The organism is Verrucosispora sp. WMMC514 (assembly GCF_027497295.1).
Taxonomy (GTDB): domain Bacteria; phylum Actinomycetota; class Actinomycetes; order Mycobacteriales; family Micromonosporaceae; genus Micromonospora; species Micromonospora palythoicola.
Genome location: NZ_CP114906.1, coordinates 5,391,775 through 5,413,170 on the forward strand (window position 1 = coordinate 5,391,775; position 21,396 = coordinate 5,413,170).

Genomic DNA, 21,396 nt, shown 5'->3' on the forward strand with positions numbered 1-21,396 from the left:
GTCGGGGCGGCACCGACCGGTGCCGCCCCGAGTGGTACCCGGCCGACCGGTCAGTTCTCCGGGGTGTCCCCGGGCCCGCGCGGATGCCGCCACCGGTCGTTGGGCTGCGGGTCGCGCTGCGCGCCCAGCGGGTTCTCCTCCGGCTCGTCGGTCTCCTCGAAGCTCGGCCGGCGTACCTGTTCCGGCTCCGGCACGTCGACCGGCCGGGCGCCGGACTGCGGCGCGGGCTGGTACGCCTCCGCCTCGCGTGCGCCGTGCGCGCCCTCGGCGGCCGGCGACTCGGACACGTGCTTCTCCATGTGCAGTTCCTCGCGGAAGTCCTGCGGGGGTTTCGTGGTCCGTTGTGGAAGGTCGCGGCCCAGGTCGGAGACGAGTTCGCCGTACTTGGCGTCGAACGCGGGACGCTCGGAGCGGATCCGGGGCATCCGGTCGAAGTTGCGCAGCGGCGGCGGGCAGGTGGTGGCCCATTCCAGGGAGTTGCCGAAGCCCCACGGGTCGTCCACGGTCACCTCGGCGCCGTAGCGCCAGGACTTCCAGGCGTTCCACATGAAGAACAGGGTGGACGCGCCGAGCACGAAGGCGAAGACGCTGGAGATCGTGTTCAGCGTGGTGAACCCGTCGCTGGGCAGATAGTCGGCGTACCGGCGGGGCATGCCCTCGTTGCCGAGCCAGTGGTGCACCAGGAAGGTGCCGTGGAAACCGATGAACATGGTCCAGAAGTGCAGCTTGCCGAGCCGCTCGTCGAGCAGGCGACCGGTCATCTTCGGCCACCAGAAGTAGAAGCCGCCGAAGAGCGCGAAGACCACGGTGCCGAAGACCACGTAGTGGAAGTGGGCGACGACGAAGTACGTGTCCGTGACGTGGAAGTCCACCGGCGGGCTGGCCAGCAGCACGCCGGTGAGCCCGCCGAGCAGGAAGGTGACCAGGAAGCCGATGGCGAACAGCATCGGCGTCTCGAAGGTCAGCTGGCCCTTCCACATGGTGCCGATCCAGTTGAAGAACTTCACCCCGGTCGGCACCGCGATCAGGTAACTCAGGATGCTGAAGAACGGCAGCAGCACCTGACCGGTGGCGAACATGTGGTGCGCCCACACCGCCATGGACAGGATCGTGATGGCGATGGTGGCCAGCACCAGCCCGGTGTAGCCGAAGATCGGCTTGCGGGAGAAGACCGGGATGATCTCGGTGATGATGCCGAAGAACGGCAGCGCGATGATGTAGACCTCGGGGTGGCCGAAGAACCAGAACAGGTGCTGCCACAGCATCGGCCCACCGGTGTCGGGGTTGTAGACCTGTGCGTCGAGCAGCCGGTCGGCGCTCAGCGCCAGCAGCGCGGCGGCCAGCAGCGGGAAGACCAGGATCACCAGCACGCTGGTGAACAGCATGTTCCAGGTGAAGATCGGCATCCGGAACATGGTCATGCCCGGCGCGCGCAGGGTCAGGATCGTGGTGATCAGGTTGACCGCGCCGAGGATGGTGCCCAGACCGGACACCACCAGGCCGATCACCCACATGTTCGCGCCGACCCCGGGGGAGTGTTCGACGGTGCTCAGCGGCGTGTACGCGGTCCAGCCGAAGTCGGCCGAGCCGCCCGGGGTGAGGAACCCGCCGACCACCATCAGCCCGCCGAACAGGTAGAGCCAGTAGGCCAGCGCGTTGAGCCGGGGGAACGACACGTCCGGAGCGCCGATCTGGATCGGCACGATGTAGTTGGCGAAGCCGAACGCCGCCGGCGTGGCGAACAGCAGCAGCATCACCGCGCCGTGCGAGGTGAAGAGCTGGTTGTACTGCTCCGGGGCGAGAAACTGCAGACCCGGCCGGGCCAACTCGGCCCGGATCAGCATGGCCTCGATCCCGGCCAGCACGAAGAAGCCGAACGAGGTCAGCAGGTACAGCAGGCCGATCTGCTTGTGGTCGGTGGTGGCCAGGAACCTGACCAGCTTTCCGCCCGGCAGCGGCCTGCGCAGCGGTCCGGGATAGCCGCCGAAACGGGCCGGGGCGAGGATCGCCGGACCCCGGTCCTGTCCGGGTTCGGTGGTTACCCGCTTGGGCATGAGCGCTCACCTGCGTTGACGACGGATAAGGACGGGCGTGGCTACCCAGCCCGCCGACCATGTAACCAGGCGAGAGCGGTAATTTCGGTCAATTGGCCGGTAGTGTGGCCCAGACGGCCTTTCCGTCGCCGGCCGGGGCACTTCCCCAACGGTCGGCCAGTTCGCGTACCAACATCAGCCCACGACCGCCCTCGTCGCGCTGGCCGGCCGGGCCGGGCCGGGCCGCCGCGCTGCTGCCGTCGACCACCGCCAGGTGCAGCCAGGGTCGCCGCAGGGTCACCGTGACCTGCATCGGGGTACCCGCGTGGCGGACCACGTTGCCGACCAGCTCGCTGAGCACCACCGAGGCCGGACCGACCGCATCGGGCAGGTTCCACCGGGCGCACGCGTCGGCCACCAGTTCCCGGGCTCGCCGGCAGGCCGCCGCCACCGGGTCCAGGCGCAGCCGCAGCCGGTCCACGGCGGCCGCGCCCGCGAATCGGCTCGCCTCGTCGCAGTCGTCCCGCATCGGCACCACCCGGCAGGCCGTCGACCCGGCCAGCAGGGCGGCCGCCTCGGGGTGTGGCGCGCAGAGCACCAGCGGCACCGCCGGCCAGTCCGCGGCGTGACGCGCCGCGGCGGCGAAGACGGACACCGCCAACTGGTCGCGCACGGCCAACTCGGCCAGGTCGACCACCAGCGCGTCGGGCTGCCGGGCGAGGCACCTCTCCAGGTGCGCGTACACCTCGCGCATCGAGATCATGTCGAGGGTGCCGGCAAGCCGTACGACGGTGACCTGTGCTCCGTCGTGCACCTGGCAGGTGATCCGGCTCGCCATCTCCACCCTCGTCTCGGCGATGTCGCAGCCTGGCAGGTACCCGGCCCCTCACCCGGTGAAACGCCACGGTGAGGCCGGACACCTCAGGCCGCGGCGACCTGCCGTCGCGGCAGTTGGTGCCGCACCTGCGCGAGCGGTGGTCGTTCCGCCACGGCGACGTCGTTGACCACGATCTCCCGGTCCAGGTTCGGCAGCGCGTCCGAGCCGCCCCGGCGGAACTGGGTCAGCAGGGCGGTGGGCAGCATCTCCGGGTTCGCCCAGCCCCGCTGCTGCAGCCGGGACCAGGCGGTGAGCATGATCTGGGCGGACATCCGGCCCAGCGCGGCGGTGTCCTGGTGCCGGTGCTTGCGCTCACCGAGATCCACCTGGGCCAGCGCGTCCAGCCCGACGAGTTCGAGCAGGTCGATGAGCATGGCGGTCTCGACGCCGTAGCCGGAGACGAACGGCACCCGCGCCAGCACCTCCCGGCGGCCGGCGTACTCCCCGGCGAGGGGCTGCACGAACCCGGCCAGTTCGGGCCAGAACAGGTTCAGCATCGGCCGGGCCATCAGCTCCGTCACCCGGCCACCGCCGTCGGCCTCCACCCCGCTGGTGCTGACCAGGGGCCGGTGGTAGAAGCCCTTGACGAAGTCGACCGACGGGTCGGTCAACAGCGGGCCGAGCAGCCCGGTGACGAAGTGCGGCCGGAACTCGCGCAGGTCGGCGTCGACGAAGGCCACCACGTCGCCCTCCGCCGCGGCCAGGCCGGCCCAGAGCGCGTCGCCCTTGCCGGTCAGCCGGGGCAGCCCGCGGGTCATCGCGTCCTGGCTGACCACCTCGGCCCCGGCGGCGCGGGCCACCGCCGCGGTGCGGTCGGTGGACCGCGAGTCGACCACGATCAGCTCGTCGACCAGTGACACGCGGTCCATCAGGTGCTCGCGGATGGTCGCCACGATCGCCCCGACGGTGGCTTCCTCGTTGCGCGCCGGCAGCACCACACTGACCCGGCTGTCTCCCTTGGCCCGAAGGAGTCGTCGGGTCGGCCAGTCGGCCGCCGAGGTGGTCCGATAGGTGGCCCAGGCCTCCACCACCGGCGAGACCAGAGATTCGTCGTTGCGCACAGGCACCCCCTCCTCGGCGGGAAGACCGGGAGATGGATTTCCCAGCACCCCGCACGCTAACCGGATCGGTCTCCCAGCTTGATCACAAGCGTGCTCCGTCCACGTTCCCGGCCGATGAACCTTTGATTGCGCCTCGTCGGCCATCCCGGTTTCCGCGATCTTGCACTTCCGGTCGGCTTTATGTCCGGCGTGCCCCTTATGTCGAGACAGAAGGTGCAAGATCGCGCGAATTCGGGAGGGCGGGCGGGACGTTCAAGATCGCTCCGGTCGCGTACCGTTGCGGCTCATGGGTGTGTCGCAACGGTTGAAGACCAGGTTTCGTCGGTTCCTCCAGCGCCCGGGGACCACGGTCGATCTGGCCCCGCTGGAGAAGCTGCTGCCGGTCATCGAGGCCCGCGAGGAGGAGATCTCGGCGTTCGACGACGCCGAGCTCACCGAGGCGGCCGGCGCGGCGTCGAGCTACGAGGAGATCTGCGCCCTCGGTCGCGAGGCGGCCCGCCGGGGCATCGACCAGCGCCCGTACGATGTCCAGCTGCTCGGTGCGATGTCGCTGCTCTCCGGCAAGGTCGCCGAGATGGCCACCGGTGAGGGCAAGACGCTCACCGCGGCGATCGCCGCGTACGGACACGTCCGGCTCGGCAACGGGCCGGTGCACGTGCTCACCGTCAACGACTACCTGGCCCGCCGCGACGCCCAGTGGATGGAGCCGATCTACACGCTGCTCGGCCTCACCGTCGGCTGGGTCAACGAGGCGTCCACCCCGCTCGAGCGCCGTGCCGCGTACGCCTGCGACGTCACCTACGTCTCGGTCAGCGAGGCCGGCTTCGACTTCCTCCGCGACCAGCTCGTCACCGACATCGAGGACCGGGTGCAGCGGCCGCTGCGTACCGCGATCGTCGACGAGGCCGACTCGATCCTGATCGACGAGGCCCGGGTGCCGATGGTCCTCGCCGGCTCGGTGCCCGGCGAGCAGGACCCGGTGCACGCCGCCGCCGCGCTCGTGCGCGGCCTGCGCAAGGGCCGGCACTTCACGGTGGCCGAGGACGGCCGCAGTGTCGCCTTCACCTCCGCCGGCCTGGCCGCCGTCGAGGCCAAGCTCGGCATCGACCTGTACGACGAGGAGAACGTCGAGCAGCTCTCCGCCGTCAACGTGGCGCTGCACGCGCACGCCCTGCTGCACCGGGACGTGGACTACATCGTCCGCGACGGCACGGTCGAGCTGATCGACGAGATGCGGGGTCGGGTCGCCCAGCGTCGCCGGTGGCCCGACGGCCTCCAGGCGGCGGTCGAGGCCAAGGAGGGGCTGGACGCCTCCGCCGAGGGCGAGGTGCTGGGCACGATCGCCGTGCAGGCGTACGTCGGGCTCTACCCGATGGTCTGCGGCATGACCGCCACCGCCGTGCTCGTCGGCGACCAGTTGCGGGAGTTCTTCGGCCTGGAGGTCGCGGTGATCCCGCCGAACACCCCGTGCGTGCGGGTCGACGAGCCGGACCGCATCTACGCCACCCGGGCGGAGAAGGAGGAGGCGCTGATCGACGAGATCCGGCGCTGCCACGCCGACGGTCGCCCGGTGCTGGTCGGCACGCTGGACGTCAAGGAGTCCGAGCAGTTGGCGGCCGGGCTCAACGCCGCCGGGGTGCCCTGCGTGGTGCTCAACGCGAAGAACGACGACGAGGAGGCGGCGATCATCGCCGAGGCCGGCGCGTACGGCGCGGTCACCGTCTCCACCCAGATGGCCGGCCGGGGCGTCGACATCCGCCTCGGCGGCAGCGACCAGTCCGACCGGGAGCGGGTTGCCGAGCTGGGCGGCCTCTACGTGATCGGCAGCGGCCGGCACGACAGCCGCCGCGTCGACGACCAGCTGCGTGGTCGGGCCGGTCGCCAGGGCGACCCGGGCGGGTCGGTCTTCTTCGTCAGCCTGGAGGACGACCTGGTCGTCCGGCACGCCGGCGACACCGTGCCGCCGTCGCCCCGGATGAACGCCGACGGTCTGGTCACCGACGCGCAGGTGGACTACGCCGTCGAGCACGCCCAGCGGGTGGCGGAGGGGGTCAACCACGAGATCCACCGCAACACCTGGCGGTACAGCGTGGTCATCGAGCAGCAGCGCAAGGCCCTCGCCGAGCGGCGGGAACGGCTGCTCACCAGCGACGTCGCGGCCCTGATGCTGTTGGACAAGATGCCGGAGAAGGCCGGCGAGATGGACGAGGACCTGCTGGCCCAGGTGGCCCGGTCGATCGCCCTCTACCACCTCGACCGGCTGTGGGCGTCGCACCTGGCCGAGCTGTCGGAGGTCCGCGAGGGCGTGCACCTGCGCGCCCTGGGCCGGCTCGACCCGCTCGACGAGTTCCACCGGGCCGCGGTGCCGGCGTTCACCGAACTGGTACCGGCGATCGAGGCGCGGACCCTCGCGACGTTCGCCGAGACCGAGTTCGACGAGGACTGGGAGCCCGACGCGGCGGAGTTGGTCCGCCCCAGCGCCACCTGGACGTACCTGGTACACGACAACCCGTTCGGCTCCGAGCTGGACCGGCTGATCGCCTCGGTCGGGCGACGGCTCAGCGGGGCCGGTTCCCGCTGACCCGTCCGGTCCGGCACGCCCCTCCCGGGCGCACCCGTACCCTGGGAGGGGCCCCGTTTTGCGCCGTTTCGACCGTTGTCGGCGGGGGTAGTAGGGCGGATCGTGATGTCGAAGGCGGCTCCAGCGCGGGAGCCCCGCCGAGGAGGAGACGGGTGACGAGGCTGACCGGGCGTACGGGAGCCGCGGGCCGGTGAACCTGGAGACGCGTACCCCGCTGGCGGAGCCGCTCGGCGTGCTGGAGACGGCCGCCCTGCTGCGGGAACTGACCGCCGGTCTGATCGCCGTGGACGACTTCGACGCGGCGCTGTCCGCGTTGGTCCGGATCACCCGGGACGCCCTCGCCGGCGTCGCCTGGTGCGGGTTCACCGCCCTGCGGGCCGGCGAGCCGGCCGGCGTGGCCGCCTCCGACGCCCGGCTGAGTGGGCTGGACGACCTGCGGTGCGGCCCGGACACCCCGGCGCTGGACGCGATCCGCCGCCGGGAGATGGTCGGCGCGGCGGAACTGGACGGCGAACCGCGCTGGCCGGACTGGACGCCCCGAGCTCACGAACTGGGCGTACGCGGGGTCATCTCGGCACCTGTCGACATCGACGACCAGGTGATCGGCGCGGTGAACCTGTACGCCGCCGAACCCGACGCGCTGACCCCGGGTCACCAGCTGACCGCGATGCTGCTCGCCGAACACGCCGGCCTGCTGCTGGCGGCGGTGCGCGACCGGGAGCGGCGTGCCGCGCTGACGGTGCAGCAGGATCTCGCCCTGCTCAACGACGGCGTCATCGGCCAGGCAGTCGGCGTCATCATGACCCAGCGCGGTTGCCCGGCGCCGGACGCCCTGGAGGTCCTGCGTGGCGCGGCGGCGTCGCTGTCGATACCGCTGCGGGAGGTGGCGGAGCGGCTCGTCAGCACCGTCTCCCGGCCCCGGGACAACTGAGCGGGGCGTGTCGTTTCGCCCGCGTGGCGTGCGGGTAGCACCCTGGGCTGACGAGGTGAGCCTATCCAGGGGGACAGGATGCAGAGCCGGCTGCGGGTGCAGGGACACTCCATCCAACCGATGCTTGTGACATTTCCGTACGGGCTCTTCGTCTGTGCCGTCATCTTCGACCTCGCCGACGTGGTCGGTGGCCCGGTCTTCCTCGGCGAGGTCGGCTACTGGACGGCGGTGGCCGCCCTGGTGACGGCGGCGTTGACCGCGGTGGCCGGGATGGTCGACCTGTGGGACGTGCCGCCGGACCGCACCCGCCACACAGCGATCAGCTTCAACGTGGTGAACGCCGGCATGGCCGGGCTGTTCCTGCTCTCCTGCCTGGTGCGGGCCGATGCGACGAACCGTGGAGCCACCCCGGCGCTGCTGGTCGTCGAGGTGCTCGGCCTCGCCGTCGGTGGGGTGGGCGTACACCTCGGTGCGCGGCTGATGCGCCACTTCGAGGCGACCCCGCCCGAGACGACCGGCGCCGGGATCGTCCGCGGCCTGGACGCCCCCACCGCCGAGATCGTACGTCCGCGCCCGTAGGCCCGACTGCCCGGCGGCCTCCGGACCGGGGGCGGCGGATAAGGCGTTGCCGTGACAGGCCGGGCCGGACACGCTGAGGCGTGTGCCACGGGAGACGAGTTTCGAGGATCTGATCGCCGAGGGGGCCGCCGCCCCGATCGATGGGTGGGCGTTCGACTGGCTCGCCGGGCGGGCCACCGAGGAGCGTCCACCATGGGGTTACGCGCGGTTGGTGGCGGCGCGGATGGCGAGCGTCCGCGCGGCGCTGGACATCGACACCGGTGGGGGAGAGGTGCTGGCCGAGGTGCCCCACCCGCCCCCGCTACTGGTCGCGACCGAGGCGTGGCCACCGAACGTGCCGGTGGCGCGGGCCAACCTGGCGCCACTCGGGGCGAGCGTGGTGGCGGTGGCCGGTGACGCGCCGCTGCCGTTCCGGGCCGCCGTCTTCGACCTGGTGGTCAGCCGGCACCCGGTGCGCACCGACTGGCCCGAGGTGGCGCGGGTGCTGCGCCCCGGCGGTACGTTCCTGTCCCAGCAGATCGGACCGGGTACGGTCCGCGAACTCAGCGAGGCGATCCTCGGTCCGTTGCCACCGCCCGAGCACCGCCGTCCGGAGCACGCGGTGGCGGCCGCCCGGGCGGCCGGCCTGACCGTGGTCGACCTGCGCGAGGTGACGCTGCGGACGGTCTTCCACGACATCGGTGCGGTGGTCTGGTTCCTGCGTAAGGTGATCTGGACGGTGCCCGGCTTCACGGTGGCGGCGCACCGACCGGCGCTGCGGCGACTGCACGACCGGATCCGGGTCGAGGGTCCGTTCGTGGCCCACGCCCGCCGCTTCCTCATCGAGGCCAGAGCGTAGCCGGCTAGCCGGAGCGGAGCATCGCGAGCATCTCCGGCAGGTCGAAGAACTCGGCCGTGGCCACCGCGGACGGATTGCCGCCCTCGGGGTCGGCGCCGGCGTCGAGTAGTGCGCGTACCGCCTCGGCGTTGCTGCGGAACACCGCCGCGGCCAGCGCCGTCTGTCCCCGGTCGTTGGCGCGGGAGTGGTCGGCGCCCCGGTCGAGCAGCGCGCGCACCGTCTCCGGGCGGGCGTGGTAGGCCGCCAGGATCAGCAGGCTGTCACCTTTCTGGTTGGTCAGGTTGACCGGCAGCCCCGCGTCGACGTACCCGACCAGTTCGGTGGTCGCGCCGTCGCGCGCCAGGTCGAACATCCGGTGCGCGAATTCCAGGGTCTCGGCGTCGAGTTCGTCGCTCACCGGTCCAGGTTAGTCGGCGGCGGCGTACCACTCGCGCCCACCGGCCGACCAGTGATCGTGACCGACCTCCGTCTCCCAAGCGCTGTCCCGTCCGCGTGACGGTTGCCGGCGTGGGAGCGCGAACAGTCGACGTCGGGGCGGGTGCGGACATCCCGCCCCGAAGGCCGCGAACGGTAATGGACCACCCCCGTATCAGGTCAACTTGGCGACTCTGCTGTAATCATCTGGCCTCGTACGCAGAGCGAGCGGACGGCTCCGATGTGTCGGTCAATTGTCACATTCATGCAACGCAGCCGCCCCTTGACCCTCGCATGGGCGCCGGGAAGCATCGATAGAGCGGCGTCCCGGGGCCGTGGGGAACACCCGGACCAGCCAAGGAGGACCATGTCGGTCAGCCCCGCTTCGTCGCGCGCCGGATGGCATACGTCCCAACCCGCGGTGCCCGGTCGACCTCCCGGCGGCCAGCGCCGTCCGGTCAACACCGCCGCTCCGGTGCTCACGGTGACCCTGTCCATCCCGCTGGCGTGTGAGGAGTCGCTGACGCCGGCCGCGCGTCGGTTGCTCGACGCGGCACGGGAGATGCTGGAGTGCGGCGAGGGAACCATCACCACCGTCGGCCCGGTGGTGCCGGAACGTCGCGCCGAGACCGTGCCGGCGGGCCGCACGCCGTCGCGGCAGCTCGCTCCGGCCATTCCCGCCCTGCACATCCTGGCCTCGTCCCGGTCGGTGCTGCGGGACGGCGAGCCGTTGCCGTTGACCCGGCTGGAGTTCGACCTGCTGCTGCACCTGGTCGCGAATCCCCGTCGGGTCTTCACCCGGCTCCAGCTGCTCAACGCCGTCTGGGGTTACGAGCACGCCGGCGTACGCACGGTCGACGTACACGTGCGCCGGCTCCGCGGCAAGGTCGGCGTGGACGTTCCGCTGGTCACCACCGTCTACGGCGTCGGCTACCGGCTGGCCGACGACGCCCGGGTCACCCTCGACCGCACCGGCTGACGCCCGTCGCGCCGCCCGGCCCCGGCGCTCGGCCGAGTCCATCGGACCCGAGGTGCGATCACCGCCCGGCCCGGGCGGCGGGGGAGTGCGGCGGCGTCGTCGACCAGCGGGCACCATGGTCGGATGCGGGTGCGTCCCATCTCTCCACCGCTGCTGGTCGGCGAACTGGCCGAGCGGCTGGCCGGCGCGGTGTCGACCGGCCGGCTGCGGGTCGCGGTGGACGGCGCCCCCGCCGCCCGACCCGACCACCTCGCCGACGCCCTGGTCGATCCACTGCGTGCGCTCGGTCACCCGGTGCTGCACGTGCGGACCGACGACTTCCTGCGCCCCGCGTCGCTGCGTCTGGAACGGGGTCGGACCAACCCGGACTCGTACTACGAGGGCTGGGTGGACGAGGCCGGCCTGCGGCGCGAGGTGCTGGACCCGGCGGGATCGGACGGGCCCGGCAGGGTGCTGCCCTCGCTGTGGGACGCCCGAACGGACCGGGCCAGCCGGGCCGCGTACGTCGACCTGCCCGCCGGCGGGGTGGTGCTGGTCAGCGGTGCGTTCCTGCTCGGCGGTGGGCTGATCTTCGACGTCGTCGTACACCTGGAGATGTCGTCCGCCGCGCTACGTCGGCGCACCGACTCCGCGCTGGCCTGGACCCTGCCCGCGTTCGACCGTTACGCCGCCGAGGTCGCCCCGGCCAGCTTCGCCGACGTGGTGGTCCGGGTCGACGACCCACGTCGTCCGGCGTTCGTGGAATCCGGCGACGGGCCGGTTTGAGCCGTCGGCGACAAGGGTAAACGCGGGGCTCACAGCGCCCGGGTGCGATGACCTGGGTGGGCTGACCGGGTGCGGACCGACCCACCCGTGGTGACCGTAAGGCCCAGGAAAGGCAGGCAGCGATGCTCGTCCACGACACGGTCGGCACCGGCCGATCCCAGGCGGAGACCGACCAGATCCGGCTCTCCCTGCAGGCCCGCCACGACGAGCTGACCGAGGAGTACCAGCAGGCGGTGCAGCAGAGCCAGGTGCTGCGGCTGGTCGAGGTCGGCGACACCGCCGGCGACGACCAGGCCGACAGCGGCACCAAGACGGCCGAGCGGGACACCGCGCAGTCGCTGTTGCGGACCATCCTGGACCGTCGCGCCCAGTACGAACACGCCCTCGCCCGGCTGGCCGAGGGGACCTACGGCTTCTGCGAGGGCTGCACCGCGCCGATCCCGGTGGAGCGGCTGGAGATCTTCCCGTCGGCCACCACCTGCGTCACCTGCAAGCAGACGCGCGAGCGTCGGGCGGCCTGACCCGAAACGGTTGCCGGCCGGTCCGGGACACGGTGGACTCCACCCATGGGTGAGATCAAGGTGGGCACCGCGTCCTGGACCGACCGGACCCTGCTGGACTCCGGCTGGTACCCCCAGACGGCCGACACGCCGGAGAAACGGCTGGCCTACTACGCGCGCCAGTTCCCGGTGGTCGAGGTGGACGCCACCTACTACTCCCCGCCGGCCGAGCGCACCGCCCGGCTGTGGGCCGACCGCACCCCGGCCGGCTTCACCTTCAACGTGAAGGCGTTCAGCCTGCTCACCGGCCACCCCACCAAGGTCAGCGCGATCTACAAGGACCTGCGGCCGGAGACCGACAAGCGCAACCTCTACCCGGACGACCTGCCGCCGCAGGCGTACGAGGAGGTGTGGACCCGATTCCTCAGCGCCCTGGACCCGCTGGTCGAGGCGGGCAAGCTCGGCGCGCTGCTGTTCCAGTTCCCGCCCTGGTTCACCATCCGACGCGACAACAAGCAGTACCTGCTGGAGGTGGCCCGGCGGTGTGCGCCGCTGCGTCCGGTCTTCGAGTTCCGGCACGCCTCCTGGTTCGACGGCGACAACGCCACCGAGACCCTCGACTTCCTGCGCGAGCACCGGCTCGCGTACGTCAGCGTGGACATGCCCCAGGGGCACCGCTCGTCGATCCCGCCGATGCTGGCCGCCACCTCGGAACTCGCGGTGGTGCGCTTCCACGGGCACAGCGACAAGTGGACCAGCAAGGACATCCACGAGAAGTTCGGCTACCGCTACTCGGCGCGGGAACTCAAGGACTGGGCACCCAGGCTCCGGGAACTGGCCGGCGAGACCGAACAGACCCACGTCCTGATGAACAACTGCTACCGCGACTACGCCCAAACCAACGCCCAGCAACTCCAGGCCCTGCTGGGTGAGACCGGCTGACCGCCCCCGCCCCCGCCGACCAGCGTCGAGTATGCGGAAGCGCCGGCTGGACCGGCGGAGCCACCGGCCGGCCTGCGACGCGGCGGGCGGACACTTTCCGTAGCCGCCATGCCCGACCAGACCCTCCCCCTGCTTCCTTTGCTCTGCTTCAACCGACGCACAGGTTTACTCTCCGTACCGACCTGGCCGACGACCCCTCTGGTGCACTGCCCCGTCTGACCAGTTCACCGGCCGTTGCGTCGGTTGAAGCAGAGCAAAGGGCGCGTGAGGACAGTAGGCACCCACGCCCAGGCAATCACCCAGCGTGAGGGTCGCCGTCAAACGAACGACGTTACGGCAGGTGACTGTTGCTTTCCGGCACCTCACCGACCCGGCCGGCGGTTGTCCGGTGGTAGTGCGGTTGTCCGGTGGTAGTGCGCCGGCCGGTTCTCACCCGGGTGGGGTGACGGCGACTCACCTGGTCCGTGCGCAGCATGGTGGCAGCGGCGCGGTGCTCGGGCGATGGTCCGTGCGGAAGCGACACCACGGAGGTGGTTGGCGATGACGGTTCGGGTGGCAGCGCACCGACGGCGAGACGCGGTGCTGCATGTCGTCGGAGTGGCCGGGGACACCCGTCGGACGTCGCGGCTCGGATGGAGCAGTCCGGTCCGGTACCGGCGCGGCCCGGTGGGCCCGCCGCGACGTCACGACGACCGACGGTGGGAGACCGACCTACGGGGGTGGACAGATGGCTGAGCAGTTCCAGTCCGCGATCGAGTCCTCGATGGACAAGACCAACCTGATCCTCAAGGACATCGAGCAGGCGTACGGGTGGCCGAAGGAGCAGCGCAACCAGTCGTACGCCGCGTTGCGTACCGTGCTGCACCTGCTGCGCGACCGGATGCCGGTGCAGGAGAGCGTGGAGTTCTCCGCCCAACTGCCGGTCGTGGTGCGGGGGATCTACTTCGACGGCTGGCAGCCGCAGAACGTGCCGATCAAGCTGAACCGGGACGACTTCCTCTACGAGGTTCGCCAGGGCTTCCCGTACGACGTGGCGGGCGGCCCGCAGCGGGTGGTCCAGGTGGTGCTGGACACGTTGCGCCGGCACATCACGCAGGGTGAGTGGGAGGACGTCAAGGCGACCATGCCCACCGACCTCGCCCGGATCATGCCCTGACCCGCGCCCACGAGGACCCGCCCCGCCGTGGGGCGGGTCCAGCGGGTCCGGATCACCGGGCCGGCGGCTCGGGCACCCGGCTGACCCGGCGACCGGCCCGCACGGCCAGCCCGGCGAAGGTGGTCGCGTCGGCGACGGCCGCGCCGCCGGGATCGTTGTTGAAGTAGACGTACGCCCTCTCGTCGTCGCCGAACGCCTCGCTCAGCCGGCGCACCCACGAGGCCAGTGCGGTGCGTCCATAGTGCGGCCAGGGGCGGGCCCGGCCCTCGTGCAGGCGCAGATACCCGAATCCCGCGGTCCGCCAGCGGGGGGCGATCGGCCGGCCGTGCCGGTCGGCCCAGACCAGCGCGGCGTCGTGCCGTTCCAGCACCGTCCGGGTGGCGTCGGTCCACCAGGAGGCGTGCCGTGGCTCCACCGCCACCCGCACCGACGACGGAAACAGCCGCAGCGTGGCGTCGAGGGCCGGTGGGTCGGCGCGCAGGGTCGGTGGCAGCTGCAGCAGCACCGGGCCGAGCCGGTCGCCCAGCGCCGTGGCCCGTGCGAGGAATCGGGCCACCGGCTCGGCGGGATCCCGCAACCGCTTGATGTGGGTCAGGTAACGGCTCATCTTGACCGCCACGCAGAAGTCGCCCGGGGTACGCGCGCGCCAGGCGGCGAAGGTCTCCCGCTCCGGCAACCGGTAGAACGCGTTGTTCACCTCGACCGTGGCGAACCGGTCGGCATAGTGCTCCAGCCAGGCCCGCTGGGGTAGCCCGTCAGGATAGAAGCGGTCCCGCCAGTCACGGTACTGCCAGCCGGAGGTGCCGACCAGGATCACGATCGGCCCTACCAGAGGTCGAAGTGGAACACCTCGAACGAGGTGCCGTAGCGCACGCCCAGCCGGGCACCGACCGGCCGCGCGCCGCCCTCCAGGAACTCCTCGGCGTCGAAACTGCCGTCACCCAGCCCGGTCAGGTACGCCTCGTGGGCCAGCAGCGACGCCACCCCCCGGTCGAACGTGTCGGTGGTGTCCACACCGTGCCCGGAACGCGGCGACGAGGCCGCCCACACCTGTCGTACCCGACCCCACGGCTCGACGCCGTCGACCAGCTGCTCGGGGAAGATCCAACGGTTGCCGGCGTCGCGGACCGCGTCCAGGGTGGCCCGGCCCACCGCGATGTGGTCGGCCTGGTTGAGCACGTCCGCCCCGTCCCAGGTGGCCCGGAAGTTGTTGGTGATGACGATCTCCGGGCGGTGCCGACGGACCACGGCGGCCAGTTCCCGGCGCAGCGGCACGCCATACTCCAGCACCCCGTCGGGCAGGCCCAGGAACTCGACCGTGTCCACGCCCACCAGGGCCGCCGACTCCCGCTGCTCCTGCTCGCGTACCTGCCGGGCACGCGGCGGCGGCATCCCGTCGATGCCCGCCTCGCCGCTGGTGACCAGGCAGTAGACGACGTGTTTGCCCTGCCCGGTCCAGCGGGCGATGGCGGCGGCGGCACCGAACTCCAGATCGTCCGGGTGGGCCACGATCGCCAGGGCGCGCTGCCAGTCCTCGGTCACCGGCTCCAGTGGCTCGGTCATCAGCACCTCCGTCGCAGGGTTCGACCAATCCTGCCACCCGAGCCGCCGGCCCGCCCGCGACGGCGAACCGGTCATGTCGGATGGTTCGCACGATTACGGTGGGAGGAGGCGGGGTTAGAGAAGATCGGGAGCGGGGTACCACCCGCGGCAGGACGCACCCGACCAATGGCGGCGGGGGCGGGTCAATCCGAGGGAGCACGATGCCACTCAACGACGACGACATGCAGACGACCAGCGGCGGCGGGGCGGAGGGTCCGGCCGACGGCGGTGCCACTCCGGGCCAGCACGACGGCGGCGCGGACGGTAGTGCCGAGGGTCCGGCCGACGGCGGTGCCACTCCGGGCCAGCACGACGGCGGCGCGGACGGTAGTGCCGAGGGCCCGGCCGACGGCGGTGCGACCCCGGGTCAGCAGGACGGCGGCGCCGACGGCGCGGCCCGGTAACGGATCGCCATGACGCATCTCGACCCGCCGGGCGGCCACGGCCGCCCGGCGGCTCCGTCTCCGGCCGCCGTTTCGTCCGACCTCGGCGAGCCGGCCGGGCGGACCTCGGCCGCGGCCGCGTTGGCCCGCTGCGTCAGCGTGGAGGCGGCCAAGTTCGCCGCCGCCCACTGGGGGCGTACCCCGCTGCTGTCCCGCGCCGCCGAACTGCCCAACCCGGACGGCTTCACCGACCTGCTCAGCCCCGCCGACGCCGACGAACTACTCAGCCGGCGGGGTCTGCGTACCCCGTTCCTGCGGGTGGCCAAGGACGGCCAGGTGCTGCCGGCGGCGCGGTACACCGGCGGCGGCGGCGCCGGCGCCGAGATCGACGATCAGGTCCTCGACGAGAAGGTCCTCCAGCTGTACGCCGACGGCGCCACGCTGGTCCTGCAGGGCCTGCACCGCACCTGGCCCGCGTTGATCGACTTCACCCGGGACCTGAGCCTCGCGGTACGGCAGCCGTTGCAGGTCAACGCCTACCTGACCCCACCGGACAGTCAGGGTTTCGCCACCCACTACGACACCCACGACGTCTTCGTGCTCCAGGTCGACGGCCGTAAACACTGGCGGATCCACCCGCCGGTGCTGCCCGACCCGCTGGAGCGGCAGCCGTGGGGCGGCCGGGCCGACGAGGTCGCGGCGACCGCACAGGGTGCGGCCGCGCTGGACGTGGTCCTGGAACCGGGTGACGCGCTCTACCTGCCCCGGGGATGGCTGCACAGCGCCCAGGCGCAGGAGTCCAGCTCGCTGCACCTGACCGTCGGCGTCCGGGCGTTGACCCGGTACGCGCTGGTGGAGGAGTTGCTCACGCTGGCCGCCGATGATCAGCGACTGCGGGCGACCCTGCCGTTCGGCACCGACGTGGCCGACCCGGACGACATCGAACCGGAGCTGACCGAGACGGTCGAGGCGCTGCGGGAGTGGCTGCTGCGGGCCGACCCGGCCGACGTGGCCGCCCGGCTGCGGCAGCGAGCCTGGCCGGCGTCGCGCCCGGCACCGATCCGGCCACTGGCCCAGGCCGCCGCGATCACCGCGCTGAGCGCCGACAGCCGGGTCACCGCCCGGGCGGGCCTGCGCTGGCAGCTGATCACCGCGGGCGACCGGGTGGCGCTGCGCCTGTTCGACCGTACGGTCACCCTGCCCGCGCAGTGCGGGCCCGCCGTCCGTGCCCTGCTCGCCGGCCCGCCGATCCGCGTCGGCGACCTCCCTGGCCTGGACACCGACGCCGACCGCCTCACCCTCACCCGCCGCCTGCTCCGCGAAGCCGCCCTCACCCCCGCCTGACGGCGCCGGGGCGGTCAGGGGAGGGGGAGGGTCAGCAGGAGCAGGGTGGTGACGAGGCCGGCGACGACGACGATGAGAACGGGGCGGGGGCTGAGCACGGCGTGGCGGCGGTCGGCGATCACGCGCGCCGGGATCAGACCCAGCACCGGACCGAGCAACGTCACCACCAGAGCCAGCACCGGCAGACCGACGGCCAGGTCACCGTCGTTGCGGGTACCCAGGGCGCGAGCGACGGCACCCAGCGCGTACGCCAGCAGCGCGCCGCCGACGCCGCACAGCGCCAGCAGCGGGTTGACGTTGCCCGGCAGCTCACCGGGCTGACGGGTACGGCGCAGCAGATCGCGCACCCCGTCGAGCAGGGCGAACGGGTCGCCGGTGGCATCCGGCGCGGGGGCCGGCGGCGCCCCGGCCCGTCGCCCACCGCCGCCGAGCCGGGCGTTCAGCTCCTGCCACAGCACCGCCACCTCGGCGTCCACCCGCTCCTGCGCCTCGCGTGCGGCCGCCAGCTCCCGCTCGGCGCGGCTCACCTCGTCGGCGGACTCGGCCACCGCCCGGTCCGCCGCCGCGCACTGCTGCTCGTACCACGTCCGCGCCTCTTCGCGCTGCTCCCGCACCCGGGTCGTCAGCTCGGCGAGCCGGCGCAACTGGGCCGCGTAGGTCTGGCTGGTGACCGGTTCGTTCATCGGGCCGGTCCGTACGGGATGATGGTCTGCCCGGTCCGGTGCACCGCCCGGTCGAAGAAGAGCCCACGCCACGGGCGGGGATACCAGTCCGGGCCACCACTGCCCGGGTACAGCGACGGGCCCAGCTCTCCGCCGTGGGTGTCGAGTGCCACCCAGGCGCCGATCTGATCGGTACGCGCGCCGGTGCCGCCCAGGTCGGCGCGCATCCGGGCCACCCCGCGCCACCAGGCCAGCACGTGGGTACGCCGCTCGGGACCGTCGTGCAGGATCCGGCGCAGGTTCTCCAGCCCGGTGGCCCGTCCGGCGCGTGCGGCCAGCGTCCCGGCCGCCGCGTCGACGGCGAACAGCAGCAGATAGTGCGGTGCGCCGGTGGCACCGGGCGCGCCCAGCGCCTCGGCGGTCTCGGCCATCAGTTCGGCCACGGTCTCCTCGTCGTACCAGGCGGCGTCGTCGGCGAGATCCTCGTAGAGGGCCCGGGCCGCGGGGTCGGCGTCCGGGTCCAGGCAGGCGATCGAGAAGCGGGCGCTGCCGGGACGGTGTTGCCGGGCCAGCGAGCGGGCCGCGGCGTCCAGCACCGCGCACGCCTCGTCGACCCGGGTACCCAGGACGGCCAGGTTGCGGCCCGGTGCCCGGGGCAGGCGCAGCACCGCCGAGCGGGCCTGCACGTCGATGATCTCGCCGAGCAGCGCGACCGGACCTCGGGGGGTACCGACCTCCGGCGCCCGCAGCGCCCGGAAGTCCGGCGCGTCGGCCAGCCGGGGCACGGCGTCGCCGTCGAACAGGCGGGCGGGCGAAGCGTCGGCCGGACGCATCCGCCACAGCCGGTGTTGCAGGTCGCTCCACGTCTCCCAGTCGCTGGCCGACGGGATCCGGGCCACCTGGTTGCCCTCGGTCAGACCCGACTCGGCGTTAACCACCGCGTGGAACTTCGGCAGCGACTGGGCGGCGTCGTTGCGTTCGGCGAGGATACGCAGCGCCTTCGGCAGCGCGATGCGCAGGGTGAACTGGGCCACCAGCGCGGGTCGACCCCACAACGCCTCGATGCCGCGTACGTCCTGCGAGGCCAGGACCAGGTGGATGCCCTGGGAGCGGCCGCGACGGGCCAGGTCCTCCAGCAGGTCGGCCGCCTCCCGGGCGACCGCGTCCCGGCCGGCCAGCAGCATCTGGAACTCATCGACCACCGCGACGATGCGGGGCCAGTGCCCGGTCGGGTCCACCGCGCGCAGCTCCGCCAGCTTGGTGACCTCGTGCTTCTTGGCCGCGTCCGCCCGCCGACGCAACTCCTCGGCCAGGAAGCGCAGCAGCGCCAGGCCGAACTCCCGGTCGGTGTTGACGTTGATGCCGACCAGCCGCATGTGCGGCAGCCAGCTCGGGTCCCGCCGGCCCTTGGCGAACCGGGCGAAGGACACCCCCTCCTTGAAGTCGAGCAGGTAGAACTCCAGCTCGGTGGGGGAGTAGCGGGCCGCGAGGGCCCCGATCCAGGCGAAGATCAGGTTGGTCTTGCCGGTGCCCGAGGGTCCGCCGATCAACGCGTGTGGCGGGTAGTCGCCGAGGGTGAGCAGCACCGGGCGGCCGTGCGGTCCCTCACCGATCGGCGCGGTCAGCCCGCTCGCCGAGTCCTCCCGCCACATCCGGTCGGCCGGCGGCAGCAGGTCGGTGAACGGGGTGGGCGCCGGGCCGGCACTGACCACGGAGGCGATGTCCCGGCAGGTCTCGGTGATCAGGGTGGCCGGCGGGGGCGGGTCGAGCCGCACCGCCAGGCTGTCGATCCGGGCGCCGTCGGCGGTCACCGTCACCCGGGTGACCGCCGGGCCGTCGGGCACCGGCACACCCCGCACGATCAGGTGTACGCCGCAGGCCACCCCGGCGCGTACCACCCGGTCGAGTTGGCCGCGCTCGTGCCGGGACAGTTCGTCCCCGCCGAGCAGCACCGCGACCCGCCACGGCTCCGGGCGTCGTCCCGTCGCGGCGGCCAGGTCGCGCAGCGACGCGTGCTCGCCGGCCAGCACGGTCTCGTTGATCCGGCGGATCTGTTCCACCAGGTCGTCCAGGAGCCGGCCCAGACCACCCGGACCGACGAAGGTGAGCAGCCCGGCCGGACCCAGCGGGGCGAATCCGGCCAGCCCGCCACCGAGCCGGTCCGGGTCGTAGCCGACCAGCCGGACACTGCCCGGTGCCGCCCGGCCCAGGCTGCGCAGCAGCAGCGCGGCGACCACGGCCGCACAGCCGTCGGCGTCGCCGTCCAGCCGCACGTGCCCGGCGTCGAGCAGCGGCACCAGCGCCGGCACCGGTTCGGTGCCGGCCAGCCGGACGGTGCCGATCCGGGTCGCTCCCGGCGGTTCGGCCCGACCGGCCGGGGTGGGTCGCCAGTCCGGCCAGTTCGCCGAGCCCGCGCCGGGCGCCTCCCGGGCGGCGGCCTCGGCCGCCTCCCGGGCCAGCACCGCCAACCGCGCTCCGTGCCGGGAGTCGATCTCGGCCAGGCGGCGGTCGCGTTCGGCGCCGACGCGCTCCGGCACGCCGGCGGCGGCCCGCCGGACCCGCACCGCCCGCTCGCGGGCGGCGGTGAGCGTGACCTGTGCCGTGCCCGACCGTTCCCGGGACGCGCCGAGTGCCTCGGCGAGCAGTTCCCGGACGCGGGTGACCAGCTGGTTGCGCCGGTCAGCCATCGATCCCGCGCCTCGGCCGGCCGCCGGATCCGTCGCTGGAGGTGGACCGTGACGGTGCCCCTGACCATGGTCCGTCCCGGCCGTCCCCGGAACCGGTCGGCCGGGATGGCCGACCAGGCTGCGCCCGCCTGCCGGGATCCGGCTCGCCGACCCGTCCGACCGGCCGGCCGCCGGACGCCCCGCCGTTGTCGGTCCGTACCCCACCCGCGCCCTCGGCCGGCAGGTCGCGGCCGAGGCGGTCGAGCAGGACGCCGGTGAGCACGCCGGCGGTGACCGCCGGGTCGGCGGCGTGCGGCTGCTCGCCCTCGCCCCGGCGCGGCGGAGGCATCCGGCACACCCGGCTGAGCAGGGTGTCCAGCACCGGGGCCGGCAGGCCGGGAAGCAGGTCGCGGACCCGACCGTCCAGTTCGCGGTGCAACCGGGCGAGGTCGTCGCCGCGCGGCGGATGCCCGAGCAGTTCGCTGGCGAGGTCGCGCAGCAGCGGCGGGGCCACGGCGGCCAGGCCCAGGCCGACGTCGGCATGCGCGCCGCGTAGATCGCGGTGCAGTCGGTCGCGATCACCGGCCCGGACCCCGCGTACCACCCGGTGCAGCAGCTCCCGGGAGTCGGCGATGCGTTCGTCAGGTTGCTCCGCCGAGCCCTCCCGCCCGCCGGTCAGCTCGGCCACCCGCACCGACCACCAGCGACGCAGCCGCACCTCGCCGGCCGGCTCCGGTGCGGCGAGCACCGGTTCGGCCGCCCCGGGCGCGTCGTGCACCGGTCGCCGTTCGGGCTGCCCCGGGGCCGGTGGCGCGCCGTCGGGGGCCAGCCCGATCGCGGCCAGGTACGCGGTCAGCTGCTCCTGGGCCAGCCGCAACGCGTAGCCGGCGGTCTCCGCGTGCTCGGTGGCGGCGGACAGCTCCGGTACCCCCATCGGGTTGGCCGACTCCTGACGCACCCAGCGCAGCCGCTCACTGGCCAGGCCGAACTTCTCCAGCGCCTGCCCGAGCAGGCCCAGCGGCAACTCCTCGGCGGCGGCGCGGACCTGCGCGCCGACCTCCTCGACGATGGACACGCCCGCCC

The 21,396-nt window shown here is 72.9% G+C and carries 20 protein-coding genes; 11 read left to right on the forward strand and 9 right to left on the reverse strand.

The features are described 5' to 3' along the window. Positions 1-50: 50 nt before the first annotated feature. The 3 genes from ctaD to O7597_RS25080 form a co-directional block, all read right to left on the reverse strand. Positions 51-2,054 carry a cytochrome c oxidase subunit I gene (gene ctaD, locus O7597_RS25070; protein ID WP_281580908.1) on the reverse strand — a complete coding sequence of 668 codons (2,004 nt, stop codon included), beginning with the start codon at positions 2,052-2,054 and terminating at the stop codon, positions 51-53. Positions 2,055-2,142: 88 nt separating this feature from the next. Continuing rightward, positions 2,143-2,871: an ATP-binding protein gene (locus O7597_RS25075; RefSeq protein ID WP_269741158.1), complete on the reverse strand. Its 729-nt coding sequence runs from the start codon at positions 2,869-2,871 to the stop codon at positions 2,143-2,145. Between the two features lie 83 nt (positions 2,872-2,954). Then, a complete protein-coding gene (locus O7597_RS25080) occupies positions 2,955-3,938 on the reverse strand; it encodes a glucosyl-3-phosphoglycerate synthase (protein ID WP_269742728.1) in 984 nt (327 codons plus the stop codon). Positions 3,939-4,257: 319 nt separating this feature from the next. Here O7597_RS25080 and secA2 point away from each other — a divergent pair, with 319 nt between their 5' ends. The 4 genes from secA2 to O7597_RS25100 all read left to right on the forward strand — a co-directional run bounded on the left by secA2 (position 4,258) and on the right by O7597_RS25100 (position 8,900). Continuing rightward, complete coding sequence (gene secA2, locus O7597_RS25085; protein WP_269741159.1) at positions 4,258-6,552, forward strand: accessory Sec system translocase SecA2; 2,295 nt, start codon at positions 4,258-4,260, stop codon at positions 6,550-6,552. Positions 6,553-6,742: 190 nt separating this feature from the next. Beyond that, a complete protein-coding gene (locus O7597_RS25090) occupies positions 6,743-7,483 on the forward strand; it encodes a GAF and ANTAR domain-containing protein (RefSeq protein ID WP_269741160.1) in 741 nt (246 codons plus the stop codon). 78 nt (positions 7,484-7,561) lie between these two features. Continuing rightward, positions 7,562-8,062, forward strand: coding sequence for a DUF2231 domain-containing protein (locus O7597_RS25095; RefSeq protein WP_332317146.1), 501 nt, complete (start codon positions 7,562-7,564; stop codon positions 8,060-8,062). Between the two features lie 82 nt (positions 8,063-8,144). Then, entirely contained in the window at positions 8,145-8,900 is a 756-nt protein-coding gene (locus O7597_RS25100) for a class I SAM-dependent methyltransferase (protein ID WP_269741162.1), read from the forward strand. A 4-nt stretch (positions 8,901-8,904) separates the two neighbouring features. Here O7597_RS25100 and O7597_RS25105 read toward each other — a convergent pair whose 3' ends face one another. Further along, complete coding sequence (locus O7597_RS25105; RefSeq protein ID WP_269741163.1) at positions 8,905-9,297, reverse strand: ankyrin repeat domain-containing protein; 393 nt, start codon at positions 9,295-9,297, stop codon at positions 8,905-8,907. A gap of 384 nt (positions 9,298-9,681) precedes the next feature. Between O7597_RS25105 and O7597_RS25110 the strand changes: the two genes are divergently transcribed. From O7597_RS25110 to O7597_RS25130, 5 genes are all read left to right on the forward strand, one after another. Beyond that, on the forward strand, positions 9,682-10,293 hold the full coding sequence (locus O7597_RS25110; protein ID WP_269741164.1) for a winged helix-turn-helix domain-containing protein: 612 nt from the start codon (positions 9,682-9,684) through the stop codon (positions 10,291-10,293). Positions 10,294-10,416: 123 nt separating this feature from the next. Then, the gene (locus O7597_RS25115) at positions 10,417-11,058 is read left to right on the forward strand and encodes a uridine kinase (protein ID WP_281580909.1); all 642 of its coding nucleotides are present in this window, start codon (positions 10,417-10,419) and stop codon (positions 11,056-11,058) included. 122 nt (positions 11,059-11,180) lie between these two features. Beyond that, entirely contained in the window at positions 11,181-11,579 is a 399-nt protein-coding gene (locus O7597_RS25120) for a TraR/DksA C4-type zinc finger protein (protein WP_093402778.1), read from the forward strand. A gap of 45 nt (positions 11,580-11,624) precedes the next feature. Continuing rightward, positions 11,625-12,500, forward strand: coding sequence for a DUF72 domain-containing protein (locus tag O7597_RS25125; RefSeq protein WP_281580910.1), 876 nt, complete (start codon positions 11,625-11,627; stop codon positions 12,498-12,500). Positions 12,501-13,227: 727 nt separating this feature from the next. Continuing rightward, complete coding sequence (locus tag O7597_RS25130; protein ID WP_164447248.1) at positions 13,228-13,656, forward strand: DUF2267 domain-containing protein; 429 nt, start codon at positions 13,228-13,230, stop codon at positions 13,654-13,656. 52 nt (positions 13,657-13,708) lie between these two features. On the opposite strand, the gene O7597_RS25135 is transcribed toward O7597_RS25130, so the two are convergent. Both O7597_RS25135 and O7597_RS25140 read right to left on the reverse strand, forming a co-directional pair. Next, positions 13,709-14,473, reverse strand: coding sequence for a DUF72 domain-containing protein (locus O7597_RS25135; RefSeq protein WP_281580911.1), 765 nt, complete (start codon positions 14,471-14,473; stop codon positions 13,709-13,711). A gap of 8 nt (positions 14,474-14,481) precedes the next feature. Beyond that, on the reverse strand, positions 14,482-15,219 hold the full coding sequence (locus tag O7597_RS25140; protein WP_281580912.1) for a PIG-L deacetylase family protein: 738 nt from the start codon (positions 15,217-15,219) through the stop codon (positions 14,482-14,484). A 200-nt stretch (positions 15,220-15,419) separates the two neighbouring features. On the opposite strand from O7597_RS25140, the gene O7597_RS25145 reads away from it, so the two are divergent. After that, on the forward strand, positions 15,420-15,662 hold the full coding sequence (locus O7597_RS25145; RefSeq protein WP_093402782.1) for a hypothetical protein: 243 nt from the start codon (positions 15,420-15,422) through the stop codon (positions 15,660-15,662). A 9-nt stretch (positions 15,663-15,671) separates the two neighbouring features. After that, the gene (locus O7597_RS25150) at positions 15,672-16,985 is read left to right on the forward strand and encodes a cupin domain-containing protein (protein WP_281580913.1); all 1,314 of its coding nucleotides are present in this window, start codon (positions 15,672-15,674) and stop codon (positions 16,983-16,985) included. Positions 16,986-16,999: 14 nt separating this feature from the next. Here the strand turns inward: O7597_RS25150 and O7597_RS25155 are convergent, their stop codons facing one another. Genes O7597_RS25155 through O7597_RS25165 form a run of 3 tightly spaced genes read right to left on the reverse strand, consistent with a single transcriptional unit; the run spans position 17,000 to position 21,388 of the window. Further along, positions 17,000-17,668 (reverse strand): hypothetical protein, encoded by a 669-nt coding sequence (locus tag O7597_RS25155; RefSeq protein WP_281580914.1) that lies wholly within the window; start codon positions 17,666-17,668, stop codon positions 17,000-17,002. Then, complete coding sequence (locus O7597_RS25160; RefSeq protein WP_281580915.1) at positions 17,665-20,334, reverse strand: FtsK/SpoIIIE domain-containing protein; 2,670 nt, start codon at positions 20,332-20,334, stop codon at positions 17,665-17,667. The genes O7597_RS25155 and O7597_RS25160 overlap by 4 nt, the downstream gene beginning before the upstream one ends. Next, positions 20,327-21,388, reverse strand: a complete 1,062-nt coding sequence (locus tag O7597_RS25165) for a hypothetical protein (RefSeq protein ID WP_281580916.1) — start codon at positions 21,386-21,388, stop codon at positions 20,327-20,329. The genes O7597_RS25160 and O7597_RS25165 overlap by 8 nt, the downstream gene beginning before the upstream one ends. Positions 21,389-21,396 lie beyond the last annotated feature (8 nt).

Excerpts from the sequence above, each read along its gene's own strand:
- O7597_RS25075 (WP_269741158.1), bottom strand. The coding sequence starts at position 2,871 with ATGGCGAGCCGGATCACCTGCCAGGTGCACGACGGAGCACAGGTCACC.
- O7597_RS25095 (WP_332317146.1), top strand. The coding sequence starts at position 7,562 with ATGCAGAGCCGGCTGCGGGTGCAGGGACACTCCATCCAACCGATGCTT.
- O7597_RS25150 (WP_281580913.1), top strand. The coding sequence starts at position 15,672 with ATGACGCATCTCGACCCGCCGGGCGGCCACGGCCGCCCGGCGGCTCCG.
- O7597_RS25125 (WP_281580910.1), top strand. The coding sequence starts at position 11,625 with ATGGGTGAGATCAAGGTGGGCACCGCGTCCTGGACCGACCGGACCCTG.
- O7597_RS25130 (WP_164447248.1), top strand. The coding sequence starts at position 13,228 with ATGGCTGAGCAGTTCCAGTCCGCGATCGAGTCCTCGATGGACAAGACC.
- O7597_RS25155 (WP_281580914.1), bottom strand. The coding sequence starts at position 17,668 with ATGAACGAACCGGTCACCAGCCAGACCTACGCGGCCCAGTTGCGCCGG.
- O7597_RS25120 (WP_093402778.1), top strand. The coding sequence starts at position 11,181 with ATGCTCGTCCACGACACGGTCGGCACCGGCCGATCCCAGGCGGAGACC.
- secA2 (WP_269741159.1), top strand. The coding sequence starts at position 4,258 with ATGGGTGTGTCGCAACGGTTGAAGACCAGGTTTCGTCGGTTCCTCCAG.
- O7597_RS25160 (WP_281580915.1), bottom strand. The coding sequence starts at position 20,334 with ATGGCTGACCGGCGCAACCAGCTGGTCACCCGCGTCCGGGAACTGCTC.
- ctaD (WP_281580908.1), bottom strand. The coding sequence starts at position 2,054 with ATGCCCAAGCGGGTAACCACCGAACCCGGACAGGACCGGGGTCCGGCG.
- O7597_RS25145 (WP_093402782.1), top strand. The coding sequence starts at position 15,420 with ATGCCACTCAACGACGACGACATGCAGACGACCAGCGGCGGCGGGGCG.
- O7597_RS25115 (WP_281580909.1), top strand. The coding sequence starts at position 10,417 with ATGCGGGTGCGTCCCATCTCTCCACCGCTGCTGGTCGGCGAACTGGCC.
- O7597_RS25140 (WP_281580912.1), bottom strand. The coding sequence starts at position 15,219 with ATGACCGAGCCACTGGAGCCGGTGACCGAGGACTGGCAGCGCGCCCTG.
- O7597_RS25110 (WP_269741164.1), top strand. The coding sequence starts at position 9,682 with ATGTCGGTCAGCCCCGCTTCGTCGCGCGCCGGATGGCATACGTCCCAA.